The organism is Arthrobacter sp. B2a2-09, from assembly GCF_027587375.1.
Lineage (GTDB): Bacteria > Actinomycetota > Actinomycetes > Actinomycetales > Micrococcaceae > Arthrobacter.
Genome location: NZ_JAMXIC010000002.1, coordinates 194,318 through 215,103, shown reverse-complemented (window position 1 = coordinate 215,103; position 20,786 = coordinate 194,318). Strand labels below are relative to the sequence as shown.

Here is a 20,786-nt window from a genome sequence, read left to right as displayed (position 1 = left end):
TGCAGCTCCCAGGCCGGCACCTAGAATTACTGTCCATAAGAATTCAAGTCTACAGTCCGGCCGCGGCGCGACTTCACCGGCCGAGGCAAGGTCCGCGACGCATCAGACAGTAGGAAAAACCCGGGAAAGAAGGGCCCTCTCAGGGCGCGGAAGCCGAGCCATATCGCGATTGGCATGATTTAGGTCACCACTATTGGCAGATAGCCTCCGCTCGTCACTAGACTGGCTAGGGTCTGAGTTCGCGGGACCCGGACCCTGGCTCGCCTTTGCACCTCCTGCAGTTCCCCGGGCCAGCTGGAAATCAACACTCATGGAAGAGGCGTATTTCAAGTGCCAGAGCAGCCAAGCCACCGTCTACCCGAGGAATTTGGCGGAAACGAGTGGCTCGTTGACGAACTGTACGAGCGGTACCAGCAGGACAAGAATTCGGTCGACGCCAAGTGGTGGCCGCTTTTCGAGTCCTTCGACACCGCTGACGGCACTTCTTCCAACGGAACATCCGCAGCCCCTGCCAATCCCCCAACTCGTGAAATTCCTGTCGTGGCACAGGCGGCAGCAACGGCAATGACGCCGGTTGCGCCCGTGGTTGCCCCGGCAGCTGCCCCTGCCGCACCTGCGCCGGCTGCTCCCGCGGCACCGGTCAAGAAGGCTCCGGCCACTGTCGCCAAGGACGGCGCGCAGAAGCCATCCGACGGCAGCCAGTCCCAGCCGATCCCGGCACAGCTTCCCAAGAGCACCAAGGCTCCCACCCCCCCGGAAGAGGACGTCGTCTCCGTTCTCCGCGGTCCGGCCAAGGCCATTGCTTCCAACATGGTCCTGAGCCTTGAAGTTCCTACCGCCACGAGCGTCAGGGCCGTTCCCGCCAAGCTCCTGATCGACAACCGCGTTGTCATCAATTCCAACCTTGCCCGCGCCCGTGGCGGCAAGGTTTCCTTCACCCACCTCATTGGCTACGCAGTGATTCGCGCCCTGTCCCAGTTCCCGTCGATGAACGTGTACTACGACGAAGTAGACGGCAAGCCCGTTGCCGTGCAGCCCGCACACGTCAACTTCGGCATCGCCATTGACATGCCCAAGCCCGATGGCACGCGCCTCCTGATGGTCCCCAACATCAAGAAGGCCGAGACCATGAACTTCGCGGAGTTCTGGCACACCTACGAAGACCTCATCAAGCGCGCGCGCAACGGCAAGCTCACGGCGGACGACCACGCGGGCACCACTGTCTCCCTGACAAACCCGGGCGGCATCGGTACCGTGCACTCCGTGCCCCGCCTGTCCAAGGGCCAGGCCGCCATCATCGGCGTTGGAGCGCTCGACTACCCGGCTGAATGGCAAGGCGCCAGCGAGAAGATCATCGCCCAGAACGCCATCAGCAAGATCCTCACGCTGACGTCCACCTACGATCACCGCGTCATCCAAGGCGCCGGAAGCGGCGAGTTCCTCAAGCTCGTCCACCAGCTCCTCCTGGGTGCCCAGAACTTCTACGACGAGATCTTCGAAGCGCTGCGCATTCCCTACGAGCCCGTCCGTTGGAGCCCCGACCTTCAGGTCGACCCCGCTGACGAGATCAACAAGGTCGCCCGGATTCAGCAGCTGATCCACTCCTACCGGGTCCGTGGCCACCTCATGGCGGACACGAACCCCCTTGAGTACGTCCAGCGCAAGCACCCGGACCTCGACGTCCTGACGTATGGCCTCACCTTGTGGGACCTGGACCGCGAGTGGCCCACCGGCGGTTTCGGCGGCAGGCCGATGCTCAAGTTCCGCGACATCCTGGGCGTCCTCCGAGACGCCTACTGCCGCACCACGGGCATTGAGTACATGCACATCCAGGAGCCTGAAGAACGCAAGTGGTTCCAGGACCAGGTGGAGCACCCCTATTCCAAGCCGAGCCGCGAAGAGCAGCTGCGCATCGTTTCCAAGCTCAATGCTGCAGAGGCCTTCGAAACCTTCCTGCAGACCAAGTTCGTGGGCCAGAAGCGCTTCTCCCTCGAAGGCGGAGAATCCCTGATTCCGCTGCTGGACACCATCATTTCCGACGCCGCCGACGACGGACTCGACGAAGTGGCGATCGGCATGGCCCACCGTGGCCGCCTCAATGTGCTCACCAACATCGCGGGCAAGACTTACGCCCAGGTGTTCCGCGAGTTCGAAGGCACCCAGGACCCCCGCTCCGTGCAGGGCTCGGGCGACGTCAAGTACCACCTCGGCACCGAGGGCACGTTCACGTCGGACAACGGCAATGAGACCAAGGTCTACCTCGCCGCCAACCCTTCCCACCTTGAAGCGGTGGACTCCGTGCTTGAAGGCATTGTCCGGGCGAAGCAGGACCGGCTGGACCAGGGCGAGGCGTTCCCCGTGTTGCCCATCATGGTTCACGGCGATGCTGCCTTTGCCGGCCAGGGCGTTGTGGCGGAAACGCTCAACTTGTCCCAGCTGCGTGGTTACCGTACCGGTGGAACCATCCACATCATCGTGAACAACCAGGTCGGCTTCACCACCGCACCGTCGTCGTCGCGTTCCTCGACGTACTCCACCGACGTGGCCAAGATGATCCAGGCCCCGGTCTTCCATGTGAACGGTGACGACCCCGAGGCCGTAGTGCGCATCGCACAGTTGGCGTACGAGTTCCGCCAGCGCTTCCACAAGGACGTCATTGTGGATATGGTGTGCTACCGCCGCCGTGGACACAACGAGGGCGATGACCCCTCGATGACACAGCCGCTCATGTACAACCTGATCGAAGCCAAGCGCTCCGTCCGCAAGCTCTACACGGAATCCCTCATCGGCCGTGGGGACATCACCGAGGACGAAGCCGAACAGTTGCTTCGCGACTACCAGGAACGCCTCGAGCGCGTCTTCGCGGAGACCCACGCCGCGCAGACTTCGCCTATCCCGATCATCACGGCGGACTCCGCCGCGGTTTCGGATATCGAGCGTCCCATTGCCCAGCAGGCGGACTTCGGCACCAACGCGCCGGCCACCACCGCCATTTCAGCCGAAATGCTCCAGAGGATCGGCCAGGCGCACCTCGATATTCCGGAAGGCTTCACGGTCCACTCCAAGCTCAAGCAGCTCCTTGAGAAGCGCGAGCAGATGTCCCGCGAAGGCGGCATCGACTGGGGCTTCGGCGAGATCGCTGCCTTCGGTTCGCTCGTCATGGAGGGCGTACCCGTCCGCCTTGCCGGCCAGGACTCCCGCCGTGGGACGTTCGTGCAGCGTCACGCCGTCTTCCACGACCGCGCCAACGGCAGCGAATGGATGCCGCTGGGCAACCTGAGCGACGAGCAGGCCAAGCTGTGGATCTACGACTCCTTGTTGTCCGAATACGCAGCCATGGGCTTCGAATACGGTTACTCCGTGGAACGCCCGGATGCCTTGGTCTTGTGGGAAGCCCAGTTCGGTGACTTCGTCAACGGTGCACAAACCATCATCGATGAATTCATCTCCTCGGCCGAACAGAAGTGGGGCCAGCGTTCCTCCCTCGTGCTGATGCTGCCCCACGGTTACGAAGGACAGGGGCCGGACCACTCGTCTGCGCGCATCGAGCGCTTCCTGCAGCTTTGTGCCGAGGACAACATGATCGTGGCGAACCCCACCACGGCCGCCTCGCACTTCCACTTGCTGCGCCGGCAGGCCTACAGCCGTCCGCGCAAGCCGCTCATCGTCTTCACCCCGAAGCAGCTTTTGCGCCTCAAGGGTGCGGCTTCTGCGGTGGAGGACTTCACCACAGGCGGCTTCAAGCCGGTCATCGGCGAGCACGAGCCCCTTCAGGCCCAGAGCGTCGATCGCGTGATCCTGGTTTCCGGCCGTCTCTACTACGATCTCCTGTCGAACCGCCAGAAGACCGGCGACACCTCGACGGCAATCATCCGCCTGGAGCAGCTTTACCCCTTGCCCCAGGCCCAGATCGAGGCGGAACTGGCAAAGTACCCGAACGCCGACATCGTCTGGGCGCAGGACGAACCCGCCAACCAGGGTCCGTGGCCGTTCATCGGCTTGAACTTGCCGCAGGCACTGGACCGTAAGGTCCGGCTCGTTTCGCGTCCGGCATCGGCCTCCACGGCGGCCGGTTCCATGAAGCGCCACAGCGCTGAGCAGGCCACGTTGCTCAAGCAGGCATTCGAACGCAAGTAGACCCTAATATAAGAAGGCTGCCCGGCTGGAGGTTCAATACCCGCTTCCAGCCGGGCAGTTCTGTTTAATGGAACAAGTGCCCGGTAATCAAGACGCCCGGCCGGGCACAGTGCTAGGACCGCAACGTTTGGTGAAGAGGTAACTGTGGAAGACAGGAAGCTGCGCATCGCAGCTGTTGGTGATGAACTACTCGCCGGGCTCGGTGACCCCAGGGCCTTGGGCTGGCTTGGAAGGGTTCTTGCGCGGACACCCCAGGACGCCGTTCTTGTGGAGAGCTACTCTCTTCCCTGTCCCATGGAGGGCACAGAAGGCCTTGCGGGGCGCTGGCTCGACGAAGCCGGGAGACGCTTCAGCAACGTCCACGAAAACCGCCTCGTGATCGGGCTGTCCGGCCGCGACATCGAATTCGGTGTCTCCACAGCACGTAGCCGCCTCAATCTTGCCAATATCCTGGACGGGGCGTCCCAAAGCAACATCGAAGTATTCGTCGTCGGTCCGCCACCCACGCTGGACCCGGCCAAGAATCGCCGGATCGCGGAACTCAACGCCGCATTTGCAGACGTCACCACCCGCCGCAACCACCAGTACGTCGACACATTCTCGCCGTTGCTCAACCACGAACAATGGCGCACTGACCTCGCTGCGAATGGCGGCACCCCGGGCCAGGCGGGCTACGGCCTCATGGCTTGGCTCGTGTTGCACCGCGGCTGGTTCCAGTGGCTGAGGATCGCCCAGCCGGAATAACCGGGGCAAGAGGCGCCCCCTCTCCAACATGGACCCATTGCCAAGTTGCGATTCGCGATATATCGTAAGTTTCATACGCGATATATCGCAACTAATCTGACGCACCATTGGAGGGGTCATGACCGAGGAGAATTGGACCGTTACCGGCCCGCAGACCATCGACGTCGACGGCGTCCGCTCGCTCAAGCTGGGGATCGTCAAGGGCCGCTTCGACGTCGTTACTCACGACGAAGCAATCACCCGGATCGAAGTCTCGGAAATCGGCGGCGATCCATTGATCGTCAGCCTCGTTGATGGCCGGCTCGAGGTCCGCCACCAGTTGCACGGCCCGCAAGGTTGGTTCCGCAACCTTATGGGCACCGTCAACAACACCAGCACCAACACCATCGTCATCAGCATCGCGTTGCCTGCCGGCGTCGACGTCGAAGCAGGAACCGTGGGCGGTGACGGCATGGTGTCGGGCGTCACCGGCCATATCCGCCTCAACACGGTTTCCGGGTCCGTCCTCGCGGACGGCACGCGGGGCGAGCTTCACGTCAACACTGTCAGCGGCGAAGTCATCGCCCGCAACCACGACGGCGTCATGACCGCCAAGAGCGTCTCAGGCGAAGTCACGGCTTCGGGCCGCTTCAAGAACATCCGGGCCAATACTGTCAGCGGAGACCTCAGCTTCGACCTTCACGGCTACACCCAGGATTTCGGAGCAAATTCCGTTTCAGGCGACCTCACCATCCGTCTCCCGCATGACGTGGGCTTGGACATCGTGGCCAAAACGGCCAGTGGCACCGTGATGATCGACGACCAGCTATACGCCCAGGCAGGCGGCAGGGTCCAGACCATCGTTGGCCCCGACGAGCGGCTCATGGTGGCGCGTACCAATTCCGTGTCCGGAAAAACCTCCATCATCCATGGCAGTGCGCCAACACCCGGAACAGCGCACTCAGTCCCCGGAGAAGAGGAAATCTGATGCCGCCCGTCTTTGCCCACGGAGCCCTTCGGCTCTATCTGCTGGCACTCCTGGAATCAGGCCCCAAGCACGGCTACGAGCTCATCAAGGCCCTCGGCGAGCGCTTCGGCGGGACCTACTCCCCCAGTGCCGGAACCATCTACCCGCGCCTTGGCAAACTGGAGGAAGAAGGACTAGTAGCCACCAGCAGCGATGGGCGCCGCACCAACTACTCCATTACTGCGGCCGGACTGGCGGAGCTGAACAGCCGGCGGCAGGAACTGGCCGACGTCGAGGACAACATCTCTGCCTCCGTGCGGCGGTTGGCCGATAGTCTCCGCGACGACATCCGCAGCAACATGCGCGGCTTGCGCGCGGACCTGGCAGCAACCGCCGAAGCCGCACGAGCCAATGCGAAGTCCGCGGAATTCCAGTCGTGGGCTGGAAGCTACTCGCCGGAGGGACACCGCATCCTCAAGGAAGCCGAGATGATGGTCCAGTCCTTCCGGGATGACATCCGCGTGGAGCTGCGACAGCACGCCGGCTCCAAGGCCCTGACTCCGATCGCCCTTGAAACCGTGCGCACCGTCCTGGACCAGGCCAGGATCTCCATCCGGAATTCCCTGCGGGGCTGAGTGTCCAATTCCTTGCGGGGGCTGGGCCGGCACGGTTCGCGGGGCGGCCCCCGGATGTGGGAGACTGGAGGGCAGCTTTATTGAGTATCAAGAATCTAAGGAGGCCAGCTATGAGCAAGCGTGCACGTAAGCGTCGTGACCGTAAGCGCGGCGGCGCAAACCACGGCAAGCGTCCCAACACCTAAGCCAGCGGCTTAGCGTAAGACTTAATGCGGAGGGCCCCGGAAACCATCAGGTTTCCGGGGCCCTTGCCGTTCCAGGCTCTTAGACGTCCACGGACTTCATAGCGTGGATCCTGTCCAGGATCGAGTTCTTGAGATTCTCAGGAGCCGCTTCCGTACAGGAGCGCTTGACCACGGTGCGGATGACGCACTCAAGGTCGTATTGCTCTGTGCACTCCGGGCAGTCTTCCAGATGCACTTTGATCTCTGCGATGTCCTCGCGAGTCAACGCACCATCGAGGTACTCGTAGATACGCTGCATCCGAGCATCGTCGCAGTCGCCCAATCCTTGGCAGCTCATTTCCTTTTCTCCTGTTTTTTGCTTGTGGCCGCGCCCACGGCCAAGGCCTTTTCGTCCGCGCCGGCGCTGATTCCCCGTTCTGCGGCGTAGTCCGCCAGCAGATCGCGCAACATTTTCCTGCCGCGATGAAGCCGGGACATGACCGTCCCGATCGGGGTATTCATGATGTCTGATATTTCCTTGTAGGCGAAGCCTTCGACGTCAGCGAAGTACACCGCGAGCCGGAATTCCTCCGGAATGGACTGCAGGGCGCTCTTCACGTCCGAGTCCGGCAAATGATCCAGCGCCTCCGCCTCCGCCGAGCGCAGCCCCGCGGACGTATGGGACTCCGCCCGCGCCAGCTGCCAGTCTTCGATGGTGTCCGAATTCGACTGCAGCGGTTCGCGCTGCCGCTTCCGGTAGAGGTTGATGTACGTGTTGGTCAGGATGCGGTACAGCCATGCCTTGAGGTTGGTACCCGGCTTGTACTGGTGGAAGGCCGAGAACGCCTTGGTGTAGGCCTCCTGGACCAGGTCCTCGGCGTCGGACGGATTCCTGGCCATGCGCATGGCAGCCGAATAGAGCTGGTCGACATACTGCATGGCGTCGCGTTCGAAGCGCGCCCTCCGTTGTTCAGGCGTCTCGCTTGCGAAGTCCACTGCAATCTCGACGTCGGCCTCAACAGTTGCGTCGCCGTCGGACGTTGCGTCCGTGACTTCCGTCGCTGCTTTGTACATGGCCGCTGCGGCCGGATCCATGGTGCTCATTGCATCCAAGTCTACTGTCACCCTCCGGGAGTCCCCTGGCAGCTCCCGCCCAAGCGCCAAGTGTCCCTCGCGGTCCTTAACCAAGGCCAAAAAACCATCTCCGCTCAAATGACGTGACACCAGCGCGGCACAACGCACGCGCCACATTCCAAGGTCCAGCCCATACCGCACCTTCTTCTGACAACGGCAAGCTCCGGGCAAATATTCCGCAAAGATGCAAGACTAGATCCGACTGCACCCCGTGAACACCGCACCACTTGAACGCAGCACCACCTGAACACTGTGGCAAGCCATCCAGGAGGCAAAACATGTCCCTCGTCCGTTTTCTCGCAAGGCCAATGTTGGCTTCCAGTTTTGTCGTCGCAGGGCTGGACAAGTTCAAGAACGCGGATGACACTGCCAAGCAGCTCTCTCCGCTGCTCCGCCGTGCTTCCGAGTCATTGCCTTTCCCGACGGACGAGAAGATGCTCGCGCGAGTGATAGGCGGCACGCAGGTGGGCGCAGGGGCCTTGCTCGCCCTCGGCAAATGTTCCCGGTTCTCGGCAACGCTGCTTGCCGGCATCTCGGTCCTGAATACCTTTGTTGAGTGGCGTTCTGCCGACATCAGCACCAAGGAAGGCCGGCTGGCCCGACGCGCCCAGTTGCTCAAGAACATTTCCCTGACGGGTGGCGTTCTCCTTGCCGCCGTCGACACCGCCGGCAAGCCGAGCCTCGCATGGCGCGCCGAACACCTCGCCATGGACGCCAAGAAGGCCACCGGCAAGCAGTTCAAGAAGACAGACCGGGCCGTCCGCAAGGCCGTAGACAACGCAGTTGGAGCATAAGGAAGCATGCCAGGAACCCCCGCCACGCAGACAGACGATTCAGGGAGCATCACGGCCTCCGCACTCCCCCTGTGGCCGGCGCCCTTCGCCAGCCACCCTGTGGATGCCACGGTCACGGTTCCTGGTTCGAAGTCGCTGACCAATCGCTACCTCGTCCTGGCGGCATTGGCCAACGGCCCAAGCAGGCTGCGGGCACCCCTGCATTCTCGGGACTCCGCGCTGATGGTCGAAGCCCTGCGCCAGCTTGGCGCGACCATTACCGAGGTTCCCGGCGATGGACACTATGGCCCGGATCTTGAAGTCACCCCCATCAACCCGGGGGCTGCCGCATCAGATACCGCCATCGACTGTGGCCTGGCCGGCACGGTCATGCGCTTCGTGCCGCCCCTTGCTGCCCTCCGCAACGGCGCTTCGGTGTTCGACGGCGATCCGCACGCACGCCAGCGTCCCATGGGCACCATCATCGAAGCCCTCCGAACACTCGGTCTGGAAGTCAGCGCAGTGGACGGGCAAACGGCGACTTCCCTGCCGTTCAAGGTTTCCGGCACAGGCTCTGTCCGCGGTGGCCACTTGGTGATCGATGCGAGCGCTTCTTCGCAGTTCGTCTCCGCCCTGTTGCTGGTCGGTGCCCGATTCGATGAGGGCCTTCACCTGGAGCATGTCGGCAAGCCCGTGCCGAGCCTCGACCACATCAACATGACCGTCTCGGTCCTGCGCGGCGTCGGAGTGCAGGTGGATGACTCCGTGCCGAACCATTGGCGCGTGGCCCCCGGTGCTATCCAGGCGTTCGACGAGAGGATCGAGCAGGATCTCTCCAACGCGGGCCCCTTCCTCGCTGCGGCGCTGGCCACGATGGGAACCATCCGGATCCCCAACTGGCCGGCCAATACCACGCAAGTCGGGGACCTTTGGCGGGAAATTCTTGCCACCATGGGTGCCACTGTCACGCTGGACAACGGCACTCTGACAGTCACTGGCGGTTCGGAGATCCTGGGCGCGGACTTCGACGAAACCAGCGAACTCGCCCCGACGGTAGCGGCGTTGTGTGCCCTGGCAACCAGCCCTTCCCGGCTTACTGGCATCGCGCATTTGCGTGGACACGAAACGGACAGGCTGGCTGCGCTGGTCGCCGAAATCAACCGGCTTGGCGGCGACGCCGAGGAAACCAGCGACGGCCTGGTGATCCGGCCCGCAGCGCTGCACGCCGGCGTCGTGCATAGCTACGCCGACCACCGCATGGCTACCGCGGGCGCCATCCTTGGGCTCGCCGTCGAGGGTGTCCAGGTTGAAGACATCGCGACGACGTCCAAGACCATGCCCGAATTTCCGCAAATCTGGGCATCGATGCTCAGTGGTGGCCAAGCGGCCGCGGACACCGGTTCAACGGAGACAAGCAACTGACGATGGCTCGCGACGCAAGCTCCTGGGATGAGTCCGATGTCCGGATCCGCCCCAACAAGAAGGGCACACGCCCCCGCACGAAGGACCGCCCCAGCCACGACGACGCCGTGATCGGGCGCATCATCACGGTCGACCGCGGCCGCTACACCGCGATAGCGGGCGAAGGCTCGGACAATGAGCGCATCGTCATTGCGGCCCGGGCCCGGGAACTCCGGCGCTCCCCCGTGGTTCCCGGAGACTTCGTGGCCCTCGTCGGCGATGTGTCCGGAGCACCGGACACCCTCGCCCGCCTCGTGCGCGTCGAGGAGCGCAAGACCCTCCTGCGGCGAAGTGCCGATGACACTGATCCGATCGAACGGGCTGTCGTCGCCAACGCCGACCAGCTCGTGGTGGTGGTTGCGGCCGCCAACCCGGAGCCGCGGACAGGATTCATCGACCGCGCCTTGGTGGCAGCGTACGACGCCGGAATCGAGCCGCTGCTGCTCGTCACCAAAGCGGACGTCAAGGACCCGACGGAATTGCTCGCCAACTATGTGAGCCTGGGTTTCCCCATCATCATCAGCCGGACGGCCGACGCGGGAGCCTCCGGCATCGACGCCCGTTCCGACGACGGCTTGTCCGCCCGACTTGATGGCGACGCCGTGGGCCAGTTGCGGGACTACCTCGACGGCAAGGTCACCGTGCTCCTGGGCCATTCCGGCGTCGGGAAGTCCACCATGGTGAATGCCCTCACCGGCGCCGAGCGCGCCACGGGCGGAGTCAACGCAGTGACGGGTCGCGGACGGCACACCTCGTCCTCTGCGCTTGCGCTGAAGCTCAGCGACGCCCCCGGCGGCAGCTGGATCATCGATACGCCCGGCATCCGTTCCTTCGGCCTTGCCCACGTGAACCCGGACCGCATCCTGCATGCGTTCCCGGATCTGGAACCGGGAACCGAAATGTGCGAGCGAGGCTGCAAACACGATGCCATCGCTGTTCGTTGCGGCCTGGATTCCTGGGTCGCTGATGGCCATGCCGGCGAGGCCGGCCCGGCCCGCCTCGCGTCGCTGCGCAGGCTCCTTGGCGCGGACCCGCGCATGGAAGCCCAAGAGGCCAAGGAATTGGGTACGGTCAACTAACTGCGCCGCTTGCCGTCCTACCTCCCCGGCTCACCGGCGAAGAGACGGTAGTTTGGAACCATGACCCAACCCGATTCGAGCTACAACGACGACCTGCGGCTGGCACATGTCCTGGCCGACTCCGTCGATTCCCTGACAATGGAGCGGTTCAAGGCGCTGGACCTTCAGGTGGAGACCAAACCGGACCTGAGCCCAGTCACCGATGCCGACAAAGCCGCCGAGGAAGCAATCCGCGGGCAGCTCTCCCGTTCCCGCCCCCGCGACGCCGTTCTCGGCGAAGAATTCGGCAGCACGGGCCACGGCTCGAGGCGTTGGATCATCGATCCCATCGACGGAACCAAGAACTTCGTGCGTGGCGTACCCGTCTGGGCAACGCTGATCGCCCTCGTGGACGAGGGCGAAGTTGTCGTGGGTCTTGTCAGCGCTCCTGCGCTCGGCAAGCGTTGGTGGGCGGCCAAGGGCTCGGGCGCCTACATGGGCCGATCACTGGCCGCAGCCACCCGGCTGAAGGTTTCCAACGTGTCGCGGCTTGAAGACGCCTCGCTTTCCTACTCCGAGCTTTCCGAGTGGAAGCAGCACGGTTCGCTGGACAACTTCCTGGGCCTTGAGAATGATGTCTGGCGCAGCCGCGCCTACGGCGATTTCTGGTCCTACTGCCTGGTGGCCGAGGGCGCCGTGGACATTGCCGCGGAGCCGGAACTCCAGGTCTACGATATGGCGGCCTTGGTGCCGATCGTGACTGAGGCCGGGGGACGCTTCACGTCCCTGGACGGCACGGATGGTCCCTTCGGCGGAAACGCCGTCGCGAGCAACTCGATCCTGCACTCCGAGGTCCTCAAGAGGCTCAACCCCGAGATCGACGACCTCCTCTAATCCACCCTGTTCACTGAATAAACGACGGCGGGCGCCCCCTTCTTGGAGGCGTCCGCTGCTCTTTCTTCGGCAGAAGGCACATTTTTCCGGCTGTGTAACAATCCGCTTAACAATCCGGGTCACATTGGAACCAGCCTTGCCGGTGTCCTAGTCTCTTTACAGGTCACGAGTGCCAGCGCGAAACCCCGGTTTGCTGGCCGGCAACCCTCCATCGCGGCGGGGTGCCCCGGGTGACGACCCGGCCGGTCCGGAACGGATGCGGCAAGCGCGGACCCCCTGCACGCAGGGGTCCCTCTTGAGTGAGGTCCCATGAGCACAGCCACATTTACTTCTCCCGCTCTCTCGCAACACAACGAATCTGCGCAGCACCGCGGTGAATCCCGGAATCCGGCGTCGCGTCCACTGGCCGCGGTCACCGGCGCGGAGTTGCAGGCACCCCTGATCCAGGGCGGCCACATCCGCTATGCCAACCTTGACTACGGCGCCTCCGCACCTGCCCTGACCGTGGTCTCGGCGTACCTCAACGAAATCCTGCCGTACTACGCGAGTGTCCACCGCGGCGCGGGCTATGCCTCCCAGATCAGCACCTCGGTCTACGAAAACGCGCGCAACATTGTCCGCGACTTCGTTGGCGGCAGGCCAGACGATTCCGTCATTTTCACGCGCAACACCACCGATTCCCTCAATCTGCTGGCCGGTTGCTTGCCGGTTGAGGACGGCCGACACACCGGCGAAGTCCTTTACCTGGACATCGAGCACCACGCCAATCTGCTGCCGTGGCAAGGTGTACCCCACCGCAGCATTGTTGCCGCGGGAACTTTGTCGGAGACCGTCACCAATGTCCGTGCGGCACTCTCCCAAGGTGGCGTCAGCCTCCTGGCAGTCACCGGCGCGTCGAACGTAACCGGCGAGATCCTGCCCATCAAGGATCTCGCTGCCTTGGCCCACGAATTCGGGGCGCGGATTGTGGTGGACGCGGCGCAACTCGCCCCGCATCGCCGAATCGATATCGCCGCCGCGGATGTTGACTACTTGGTTTTCTCGGGACACAAGCTTTATGCACCGTTCGGCGCCGGTGTCCTGGTGGGCCGTCCCGACTGGCTCGACGCTGGCACACCGCACCTTGCCGGAGGCGGCGCCGTCCGCGAGGCACGCCTTGATTCCGTCAGCTGGGCCACCGGACCGGCCAGGCACGAAGGAGGCTCACCGAACGTGCTCGGCGCGGCCACCCTCGCCCGGGCCACACAAGTCATTGCCAGCCTCGACCACGATGAATGGCACGCCCACGAGGCCGCCATTCGCTCGCATCTGGTCGATGGCCTCAAGGAAATCGACGGCGTGACCGTGCACCAAATCTTCAGCGACACGGATCCCCAGGACACCATCGGCGTCGTGAACTTCTCGCTCCAGGGCTACGACGCCGGACTCGTGGCGGCCTATCTTGCTGCCGAGCACGGCATTGGCCTGCGTGACGGACGCTTTTGCGCCCACCCGCTGCTCAAGCGCCTCGGCCTTCCCTCCGGATCCCTGCGCGCCAGTTTCGGCGTGGGGTCGCGGCTGGAGGACGCCACCCGGCTCATCGCGGGCATCCAGGCGCTCAAGAGCAATGGACTCGGCTGGGATTACGTGGTGGACGCCGGCCGTTGGGTGCCGGCGAACGACCACCGCAGCTACCCGGAGTGGGCTCCCAACACTCCAGGGACCGCAGGTGCAGCCCCCTGCAGTACCGACTGATTGCGGTAGATTCGTAGGGTATTTTTCATGTCCTACGAAGGAGTTCCTGCGTGGCCCCGCGATCCAAAGGCACCTCAGCCGGCCCCAAGCTCTATGAGGAACGGCGCCTTGAACTCGGCCAGAGTTTCCAGGATGGCGGAGAACACTATGACCGTGTCCGGCCCGGCTACCCTGCGGATTCGGCCGACTGGCTGCTACCTGTAGGCGCTCGGGAGGCGGCAGACATCGGCGCCGGCACTGGAAAATTCACGGCTCTCCTGGTCGAGCGCGGGCTGGCTGTGTCCGCAGTGGACCCCTCCACGGACATGCTCACGCAACTGCGCAAAACGTATCCACAAGTGATCGCCCTGGAGGGCACGGCCGAGGCAACTGGACTGGCGGACTCAGCATTCGACGTCGTCAGCGTTGCCCAAGCCTGGCACTGGTGCGATCCCCTCGCCGCCAGCACCGAGATCGCCCGGATCCTGCGGCCCCAGGGCGTTCTCGGCTTGATCTGGAACCAATTGGACACTTCGGTGCCCTGGGTCCACCGTTTGTCCCGCATCATGCATGCCGGCGATGTCCACAAACCGGACTTCCGGCCCGTGGTGGGCCCGGAGTTCGCCGGCCTCGAAAGTCACGTGACGCGCTGGGAGGATCCGGTGACTCCGGCCGACATCCTCGAACTCGTGAAGTCGCGCAGCTACTATCTGAGGGCGAATGACGCCACCCGGGCCAAGGTCATGGGCAATCTTCAGTGGTACCTCTTCGAACATCTGGGGCATGCCGACGGCGAGGTCATCCCCTTGCCCTATCTCACGCAGAGCTGGCGGGCGCGCAAAGCCTGATTCGGCCGGTTCACGATAGGCTTGGAACCGTGAAGACCAGTGCGCCCTCCTCCTCGATCGAGGACTACGTCAAGGTCATCTACTCCTTTACGGAGTGGCAGGACAAACCCATCACCTCCTCACAGCTCGCGCAGCGGCTCGGCGTCGCCAATTCCTCCGTCTCGGAGATGGTCCGCAAGCTCAAGGACCAAGGCCTGGTGGATCACCAGCCGTACAGCGCCATCACTTTGACCCCCCAGGGAATGCAGCTTGCCCTGGGCATGGTCCGCCGGCACCGCCTGATCGAGACCTACCTCGTGAGGGAGTTGGGCTACAGCTGGGATGAAGTCCACGACGAGGCCGAGATGCTCGAGCACGCCGTCTCGGACACCTTCATCGATCGCATGGCCGCCAAGCTGGGCAACCCCGGGCGCGATCCCCATGGTGACCCCATCCCCGCCGCGGACGGTTCAGTGACGCTGCCGCATGCGCACCGGATGATAGAGCTCGACGACGGCCATTCCGGCAAGATCACCCGAATCAGCGACGAAAACCCGGAGCTGCTGCGCTACTTGTCCGCAGAGGAAATCGACCTTGATGCCAGCATCCAGGTGATTGGCCGCAAACCGTTCGGCGGTGCGCTGGTGGTCCGAGTCGGGAAGGGCCCGGGCAGCCGCGACTACGATCTCGCCGACGAGGTCACCTCGGCACTGTGGGTAGCCACGGACGCCGAACATGAAGGCTGCGTCCTCGCGGAAGGCTGACGAAGCTGCCCGGGACCGCACTGTATCTTGGACGGAACTGCGTCTTGGAGAGCACTGTTCAGGCGCGCTGGGCAGCCGTCCCGCCGTCGTCGGGCGCTGGACCTTCCGGAGAGTCCATCACCGCAGCGCCCAAGACCGGGTTCCGGATCCCGACGGCGGATGCCGCCGCCCCGAGGAAGAACAGCACCGCGGTGACCACCACGGCATTCATGAGACCTTGGCGGCTGAAGACCGGACCGATGATGAGCCCGGCAAATGCGATGCAGATCAAGCCGGCAATACGGGCCACGGCATTGTTCACTGCGGAGCCGATCCCTGCCTCTTCGGTGGGTACCGCGCCCAGGATGGCCGCGGTCAGGGGCGCCACCAAGGTACTGAGGCCGATCCCGAAGACGATCTGCCCGGGTAGCACCTGCGTCCAGTAGTTCAAAGGCTCCTGGACGGCCAAGGTCATGAGGAACCCGATTCCACAGATGAACGGTCCGGCCGTCATGAACCACCGCGGACCATGCTTGCCAGCCAGCCCGCCGAAGAATGAGGCCGTGAACATCAGGAGGACAGTCGCGGGAAGCAACGCGATGCCGGCAGTGGTGGCTTTCATTCCTCCGACTTGTTGCAAGTAGATGCCTACGGAGAAGAAGCCCAGAGACAGGGCGCCGTAAATGGCCAGCGTGGCGATGTTCCCCCAACCGAAATTTCGGATGCCGAAGAGCCGCAGGGGCAGCATTGGTTCCGGGGTCCTTGCTTCGTGGACCAGGAAGAGGACCAGGCCAACGGCTCCGAGGGCGAGCGGCATCCAGACCACCATGTTCCCCCAGCCCATCCGTCCCTGTTCGATGAAAGCGTAGACCGGGCCACCGAGTCCCACCATGGCCAGGAACGCTCCGAGGTAATCGATCTTCTTGCTCGTGTCCGTGGCGGCATCGGACTTCCGCAGCCCCGCGAGGATCGGCCAGATGGCGACGGCCGGAATCACATTGATAAAGAAGATGACGCGCCAGGACAACAGATCGACCGACGCGCCGCCGATCAGCGGGGCTACGATAGCGGCCGCGCTGGTCCAACCGGACCACTGGCCGATTGCCTTGGACTGCGCGGGCCCGGAGAAGAACGTGACGATCATGGCGAGCGAACTCGGGACAAGCAGGGCCCCGGCGATCCCCTGCAAGGCCCGCGATACCACCAGCACCTCCCCGTTCCAGGCGAGACCGCACGTGACAGAGGTGAGGGTGAAGCCGGCGAGTCCCCATTCCAGGATGCGCGCGCGGCCGAAGTGGTCGGACAGGGATCCGGCGACCAGGATCAGCGCGCCCAAGGTCAAAAGGTAGGCATCCACCACCCATTGCTGGATGACAAGCCCACCACCCAGTTCGCGGCCAATCGCCGGGAGCGCGAGGTTCACCACGAAGCCATCCAAAATGGCGATGAAGGAAGCCACAATAGCCACAACAAGGACCCGCTTTTGCAGCGGAGTGCTTGGCAGCAGGGCCGCTGCGTCGGTCATGAGCACAGCCTACGCCTGCTTGAACCCTGCCGCCCGGAATCCTCCGGATCCTGCGACCGCGATAGTCCCGTATCGTTGAATGGTGATTAGCAGACGTGACGCCGCACTGGCCCTTGATATTTCGATGGAAATGGCCCAACGCCACGGCATCCCCTCCAGGCTTTCGAAAGCCGAGCTGAGCGAGCTGCAAGACAATCCACCGCAGTGGCTCGTCCAATCCCGCGCCAACCGCACCGGCAAGCGTCCTGTTTGGGTGCACCTGAGCTGCGTCGTGTGCGGTTACACCGAGGCTGCGCGTCCCAAGAAATGGTGGCCGGAGTTCACGTACGTTTTCTGTGGCCACCACCGGAACAGCGAGGTTCCCGGAATCCTGCCCGGCGAGGTCCGCAGCGAGTACGAAGGAATCGGTTCGCGGTTCGTTGGCATTGTGGACGTCCCGGCTTCCGAAGCCTAGCTACTTGAGCGTTCAGCGGCCGGTTGCTTTCGCCTGAAACAGGCGTAGCTTACAAGGAGAGGGCCTTTCAGGACCCTCTTTGCAGGATCTGCACGGAAGATCCGTAGTTAGGGAGCATGACATGCCTGACAAAGCGCCGCACCAGCACGAGGCAAAGAAGAGTATCAAGTCCATCAAGGAGAAACGGGCAGTGAAGCGTGCCAAGCACGAATCGGACGCCGCTGTGGATCCGGTGGCCCATTTGAGGATGAGGAAGAAGTAGCAAAAAGCCGGAGCCAACTGGCCCCGGCTTTTTAGCGGACTGGTTTCAAATGGCCGCGGCCTCTCATGAATCCGCGTCAGTCATTTCGTTGGGCACGGCCACAATTCCATGGATTATGCCGTCGCGCAGGACCGTCAGGGGGAACGGCTCCCCTATCGCCTGCGAAAACAAGAGTTTTTGAAGGCTCTCGGCACTGGATACCGCCCGCGACTGTGCGCTGAGGACCAGATCGCCTGCAAGTAGTCCTGCCCGCTCCGCCGGAGACCCGGCGATGACTTCCACCACCCGCAGCGCTTCTTTCTGGCCTGTCCGGATCACCGCACTCGCGTCCAAGGGAATGGGGGTGCTCACCAAGCCAAGGTATGCCCGGCGGACCCTCCCGTCCCTCAGCAGGGCGGCGATGATCCGTTGAGTGGTGGTGTTGATGGGCACAGCGAGTCCGAGGCCCAAACCAGCCACGGCGGTGTTGATTCCAACAATCCGCCCCTTGGTATCGGCAAGGGCTCCCCCGGAATTGCCCGGGTTCAACGCTGCGTCGGTCTGGATGACGTCCTCGATGACCCTGCTGTGCCTGCCGGACCTGACCGGAATGGAACGTCCGAGCCCGCTGACGACGCCCGCGGTCACTGATCCTGCCAGCCCCAGCGGGTTGCCCACAGCGATCACCAATTGACCCACGTGCAGCGACTCCGCGTTGCCCAAGGTAGCGGGCGGCGGCGTGTGGTGTCCGCGGACAATGGCGAGATCGGACAAGGGATCCGCACCGACGAGTTCGACGTCGGTATGGGTTCCGTCGGCGAATATTGCCCGCCCGGAGCGGAGACCCGACACCACGTGGGCGTTGGTCAGCATATAGCCGTCCCCCGTAAACACCACGGCCGACCCACTTCCGATCCTGACTTGGCCGTTCCTGCGGGCGCTGCTCATCTCCAACGCTGCAACATGCGGCGTGACTGTTTCTGCGACGTGCATAACTGTCCGCGAGTAGGCGTCCAAGGCTTCGTCATCCGACGGAGCGTCAGGGATGTCCTTGGGAAAAGCTTGTTCCGGCAACGTACTCATCGTGCACCTCCTGTAACCGGTGGTGTCTATATCAACGAATACACTGCTGCGGTTAGTCCGTTCCGTCCTACGCCGTGGGTGAACTCCGTCATGCCGATTCCCCGTGCGGCACAGACCCGGACTAAGGCGGCATGCTGCATCGGAGGATCCCCGCTTCAGCCGTGAGTACGAGTGGCGGACTTGAGTATGGCGGTGATGACGTCGGGAAATCGCGACTGGACTTCCGCTGTCCTTGGCCAATTGAGCCGGCTGTTGCCGGGTCCGAGTTCCTGGCGGATGAGACCGGATTCCCGGAGCACTTTGAAATGTGCCGAAAGCGTTGACTTGGAAAGTTCGGTTTGGAAGGTTCCGCAGGTCTTACCGGGTTCGGTGTTGATGTCGGCCAGGAGGCGAAGCCGTGTGGGATCGGCGCAGGCGTGCAGGATTGTGGACAGGTCCAGATCCTCCACCCGGGGGTGAAATAGGGGTTTCATGCAGGCCTTTCTTCTGTCTCATCATCATGTACAGTGTTCGTGTATTCGTCAATTTACGAACACTTGGAGACTTCATGAACCGCACCGCTTCGCTCGCCGCCGTCGGCGGCCTGGCAACAGCCCTGGCCTGGGGAGGCATGTTCACCATCGCCAAAACCGCATTTCCCCATCTAGGACCGTTCCAGCTGACAGCCGTCAGGTTCATCGTGGCAACGATCGTCTTCATGGTCATACTCGCCGTGAAAGAGGGACCCCGGGCGCTTATCCCCGGCCGGAGAGCCGCCGCCCTGTGGCTGGTGGGAACCATTGGCTTCGGAGGATTCAACATGCTCATGTACGCCGGTCTGGCCTACTCGGCGCCACAGACCATCTCCTTGGTTATGGCGACCCTGCCGATGGTCACTCTGTTCATCATGTGGGCCCGCACCAGGAAGCGCCCCGCCGGCCTGGTCTTCCTCTTCTCAGCCATCGCACTCGTCGGCGTCGCCATGGTTCTGGGGAACGGCAACCCGGCCGCGGTCCTCCACGATGGCCTGGGTTTGGGCGTCCCGTTGACCTTTGCCGGGGTGATCGCGTGGGTCATCTATACGACCAGCCGCGGCGCCTTTCCTGAGTTGAGCCTGCTTCGGTTCACCACGCACACCTGCCTGCTGGGAACAGTTTCCATCATCGTCCTCACCACCGCACTGACGTGGAACGAGCCACCCATAACTGTCGGGGGCATCGGGGCTGTCATCTGGCAGATCCTCTACATGGCGCTTCCAGCCACGGTGCTGGCCGTGCTCACCTGGAATCATGCCGTCGCCACATTGGGAGCATCCAATGGGGTGCTGTTCATCAACCTCGTCCCAATCACGGCCTTCACCATCGAGGCCATCCGCGGACACCAGCCCTCGGGCGGCGAAATCGCAGGAGTGTCCCTCACGCTCGCTGCGCTTCTTGCCGTGAACCTGGTCGCGCGGCGCACGGCGAAAGCCACCCCACGGATCGAGACCGCCCAGGCCTGGAACGATGCGCCCCAAGAACAGAAGGCGACCGCCAGATAACCGCGAAAACTTCGGCCGTCAAGAGGCGATGGTCCAGCCGGAGCTGCGCGGTGAGCGATTGAGAGGATTCGGACGATGATTGACATCGGCGAATGGGCCTAGATCCGGCGGTTGCATATGGCCGAGGCCCTGTCCGTGCGCGAAATCGACAGTCGGTTGGGAATAGCGTCCACCCGAACCTGACTCTGGAGGACTTTTCGCCCCGCGCCACCGGCACCTTTTTACAGCAGTGAAAGGTGCCTCCTTTTCAGCCGGCGTCGTCACTGGTGGCTGGCCGCAGTCGCGTCGAGACGGCATACCTGAACTGAACCACAAGCGCCGATAATCCGGTAGAACCTGCTCTGTCGGCGTCCGAGCGTACGGCATGGCGAGGCGCCGGCCGTCAAGCCGCGATCGGTTGGCACCGCCACGGGCGTCGGCGTATAGATCGTGCCGTCGCGGAGCATGGCCCACAGGATCTCGAGCCTGCGCCACTGGGCTAGCGCCGCGACGATCCCCTCTCCAATGTGCTGGGCGGGAATGGTGGCGTGTTGAGATTTCACGGCCTCGACCGCTGCTGACTGCATTCGGCAGGTCGGTAATTGCCGGAATTATGTCCCATGGATGCCATGCCAGACGAGCACAGGAGATTGTAAGCACTATTACATTTGCCTGACCACACTATCGTTGACTCAATTTCTGGTTTCTGCTATTTTTTAAAACCCATAAGGACGTTTGAAATTTTGGGGTAAATTC

At 63.2% G+C, this 20,786-nt stretch carries 21 protein-coding genes and 1 riboswitch; of the genes, 15 read left to right on the top strand and 6 right to left on the bottom strand.

What is annotated here, in order from left to right; all coding sequences use genetic code 11:
• Window positions 1-330 precede the first annotated feature (330 nt).
• The 5 genes from NFJ07_RS03105 to NFJ07_RS26015 all read left to right on the top strand — a co-directional run bounded on the left by NFJ07_RS03105 (window position 331) and on the right by NFJ07_RS26015 (window position 6,647).
• Entirely contained in the window at window positions 331-4,137 is a 3,807-nt protein-coding gene (locus NFJ07_RS03105; protein WP_269992430.1) for a multifunctional oxoglutarate decarboxylase/oxoglutarate dehydrogenase thiamine pyrophosphate-binding subunit/dihydrolipoyllysine-residue succinyltransferase subunit, read from the top strand.
• A 144-nt stretch (window positions 4,138-4,281) separates the two neighbouring features.
• A complete protein-coding gene (locus NFJ07_RS03100) occupies window positions 4,282-4,881 on the top strand; it encodes a GDSL-type esterase/lipase family protein (RefSeq protein WP_269992429.1) in 600 nt (199 codons plus the stop codon).
• Between the two features lie 118 nt (window positions 4,882-4,999).
• Window positions 5,000-5,848: a DUF4097 family beta strand repeat-containing protein gene (locus NFJ07_RS03095; RefSeq protein ID WP_269992427.1), complete on the top strand. Its 849-nt coding sequence runs from the start codon at window positions 5,000-5,002 to the stop codon at window positions 5,846-5,848.
• Complete coding sequence (locus NFJ07_RS03090) at window positions 5,848-6,462, top strand: PadR family transcriptional regulator (protein ID WP_269992426.1); 615 nt, start codon at window positions 5,848-5,850, stop codon at window positions 6,460-6,462. Before NFJ07_RS03095 ends, NFJ07_RS03090 begins: the two co-directional genes overlap by 1 nt.
• 110 nt (window positions 6,463-6,572) lie before the next feature.
• Window positions 6,573-6,647, top strand: coding sequence for a 50S ribosomal protein bL37 (locus NFJ07_RS26015; protein WP_369299106.1), 75 nt, complete (start codon window positions 6,573-6,575; stop codon window positions 6,645-6,647).
• A gap of 79 nt (window positions 6,648-6,726) precedes the next feature.
• Here the strand turns inward: NFJ07_RS26015 and rsrA are convergent, their stop codons facing one another.
• Both rsrA and NFJ07_RS03080 read right to left on the bottom strand, forming a co-directional pair.
• The gene (rsrA, locus tag NFJ07_RS03085; RefSeq protein WP_028264789.1) at window positions 6,727-6,984 is read right to left on the bottom strand and encodes a mycothiol system anti-sigma-R factor; all 258 of its coding nucleotides are present in this window, start codon (window positions 6,982-6,984) and stop codon (window positions 6,727-6,729) included.
• The gene (locus NFJ07_RS03080) at window positions 6,981-7,820 is read right to left on the bottom strand and encodes a sigma-70 family RNA polymerase sigma factor (RefSeq protein ID WP_442865276.1); all 840 of its coding nucleotides are present in this window, start codon (window positions 7,818-7,820) and stop codon (window positions 6,981-6,983) included. The genes rsrA and NFJ07_RS03080 overlap by 4 nt, the downstream gene beginning before the upstream one ends.
• A 218-nt stretch (window positions 7,821-8,038) precedes the next feature.
• On the opposite strand from NFJ07_RS03080, the gene NFJ07_RS03075 reads away from it, so the two are divergent.
• The 7 genes from NFJ07_RS03075 to NFJ07_RS03045 all read left to right on the top strand — a co-directional run bounded on the left by NFJ07_RS03075 (window position 8,039) and on the right by NFJ07_RS03045 (window position 15,250).
• Window positions 8,039-8,554: a DoxX family protein gene (locus NFJ07_RS03075; protein WP_269992422.1), complete on the top strand. Its 516-nt coding sequence runs from the start codon at window positions 8,039-8,041 to the stop codon at window positions 8,552-8,554.
• Window positions 8,555-8,560: 6 nt separating this feature from the next.
• Window positions 8,561-9,955: a 3-phosphoshikimate 1-carboxyvinyltransferase gene (gene aroA / locus NFJ07_RS03070; RefSeq protein ID WP_269992420.1), complete on the top strand. Its 1,395-nt coding sequence runs from the start codon at window positions 8,561-8,563 to the stop codon at window positions 9,953-9,955.
• Between the two features lie 2 nt (window positions 9,956-9,957).
• Window positions 9,958-11,073, top strand: coding sequence for a ribosome small subunit-dependent GTPase A (rsgA, locus tag NFJ07_RS03065; RefSeq protein ID WP_269992418.1), 1,116 nt, complete (start codon window positions 9,958-9,960; stop codon window positions 11,071-11,073).
• Between the two features lie 60 nt (window positions 11,074-11,133).
• Complete coding sequence (gene hisN / locus NFJ07_RS03060; protein ID WP_269992416.1) at window positions 11,134-11,946, top strand: histidinol-phosphatase; 813 nt, start codon at window positions 11,134-11,136, stop codon at window positions 11,944-11,946.
• A 161-nt stretch (window positions 11,947-12,107) separates the two neighbouring features.
• Window positions 12,108-12,220, top strand: a riboswitch (SAM riboswitch).
• A 35-nt stretch (window positions 12,221-12,255) separates the two neighbouring features.
• Window positions 12,256-13,680: an aminotransferase class V-fold PLP-dependent enzyme gene (locus NFJ07_RS03055; RefSeq protein ID WP_269992414.1), complete on the top strand. Its 1,425-nt coding sequence runs from the start codon at window positions 12,256-12,258 to the stop codon at window positions 13,678-13,680.
• Between the two features lie 50 nt (window positions 13,681-13,730).
• The gene (locus NFJ07_RS03050) at window positions 13,731-14,507 is read left to right on the top strand and encodes a class I SAM-dependent methyltransferase (RefSeq protein ID WP_269992413.1); all 777 of its coding nucleotides are present in this window, start codon (window positions 13,731-13,733) and stop codon (window positions 14,505-14,507) included.
• Between the two features lie 29 nt (window positions 14,508-14,536).
• The gene (locus NFJ07_RS03045; protein WP_269992412.1) at window positions 14,537-15,250 is read left to right on the top strand and encodes a metal-dependent transcriptional regulator; all 714 of its coding nucleotides are present in this window, start codon (window positions 14,537-14,539) and stop codon (window positions 15,248-15,250) included.
• A 58-nt stretch (window positions 15,251-15,308) separates the two neighbouring features.
• Here NFJ07_RS03045 and NFJ07_RS03040 read toward each other — a convergent pair whose 3' ends face one another.
• Window positions 15,309-16,760 carry an MFS transporter gene (locus NFJ07_RS03040; RefSeq protein WP_442865275.1) on the bottom strand — a complete coding sequence of 484 codons (1,452 nt, stop codon included), beginning with the start codon at window positions 16,758-16,760 and terminating at the stop codon, window positions 15,309-15,311.
• 73 nt (window positions 16,761-16,833) lie between these two features.
• Here NFJ07_RS03040 and NFJ07_RS03035 point away from each other — a divergent pair, with 73 nt between their 5' ends.
• On the top strand, window positions 16,834-17,208 hold the full coding sequence (locus tag NFJ07_RS03035; protein WP_269992410.1) for a hypothetical protein: 375 nt from the start codon (window positions 16,834-16,836) through the stop codon (window positions 17,206-17,208).
• A gap of 121 nt (window positions 17,209-17,329) precedes the next feature.
• The gene (locus NFJ07_RS03030) at window positions 17,330-17,470 is read left to right on the top strand and encodes a hypothetical protein (protein WP_268021188.1); all 141 of its coding nucleotides are present in this window, start codon (window positions 17,330-17,332) and stop codon (window positions 17,468-17,470) included.
• 63 nt (window positions 17,471-17,533) lie between these two features.
• On the opposite strand, the gene NFJ07_RS03025 is transcribed toward NFJ07_RS03030, so the two are convergent.
• Both NFJ07_RS03025 and NFJ07_RS03020 read right to left on the bottom strand, forming a co-directional pair.
• Window positions 17,534-18,532, bottom strand: coding sequence for a S1C family serine protease (locus NFJ07_RS03025; RefSeq protein WP_269992408.1), 999 nt, complete (start codon window positions 18,530-18,532; stop codon window positions 17,534-17,536).
• A gap of 155 nt (window positions 18,533-18,687) precedes the next feature.
• The gene (locus tag NFJ07_RS03020; RefSeq protein WP_269992406.1) at window positions 18,688-19,005 is read right to left on the bottom strand and encodes an ArsR/SmtB family transcription factor; all 318 of its coding nucleotides are present in this window, start codon (window positions 19,003-19,005) and stop codon (window positions 18,688-18,690) included.
• A gap of 74 nt (window positions 19,006-19,079) precedes the next feature.
• Between NFJ07_RS03020 and NFJ07_RS03015 the strand changes: the two genes are divergently transcribed.
• Entirely contained in the window at window positions 19,080-20,051 is a 972-nt protein-coding gene (locus tag NFJ07_RS03015; protein ID WP_269992404.1) for a DMT family transporter, read from the top strand.
• Between the two features lie 260 nt (window positions 20,052-20,311).
• Here NFJ07_RS03015 and NFJ07_RS03010 read toward each other — a convergent pair whose 3' ends face one another.
• On the bottom strand, window positions 20,312-20,617 hold the full coding sequence (locus NFJ07_RS03010; RefSeq protein ID WP_269992402.1) for a hypothetical protein: 306 nt from the start codon (window positions 20,615-20,617) through the stop codon (window positions 20,312-20,314).
• Window positions 20,618-20,786 lie beyond the last annotated feature (169 nt).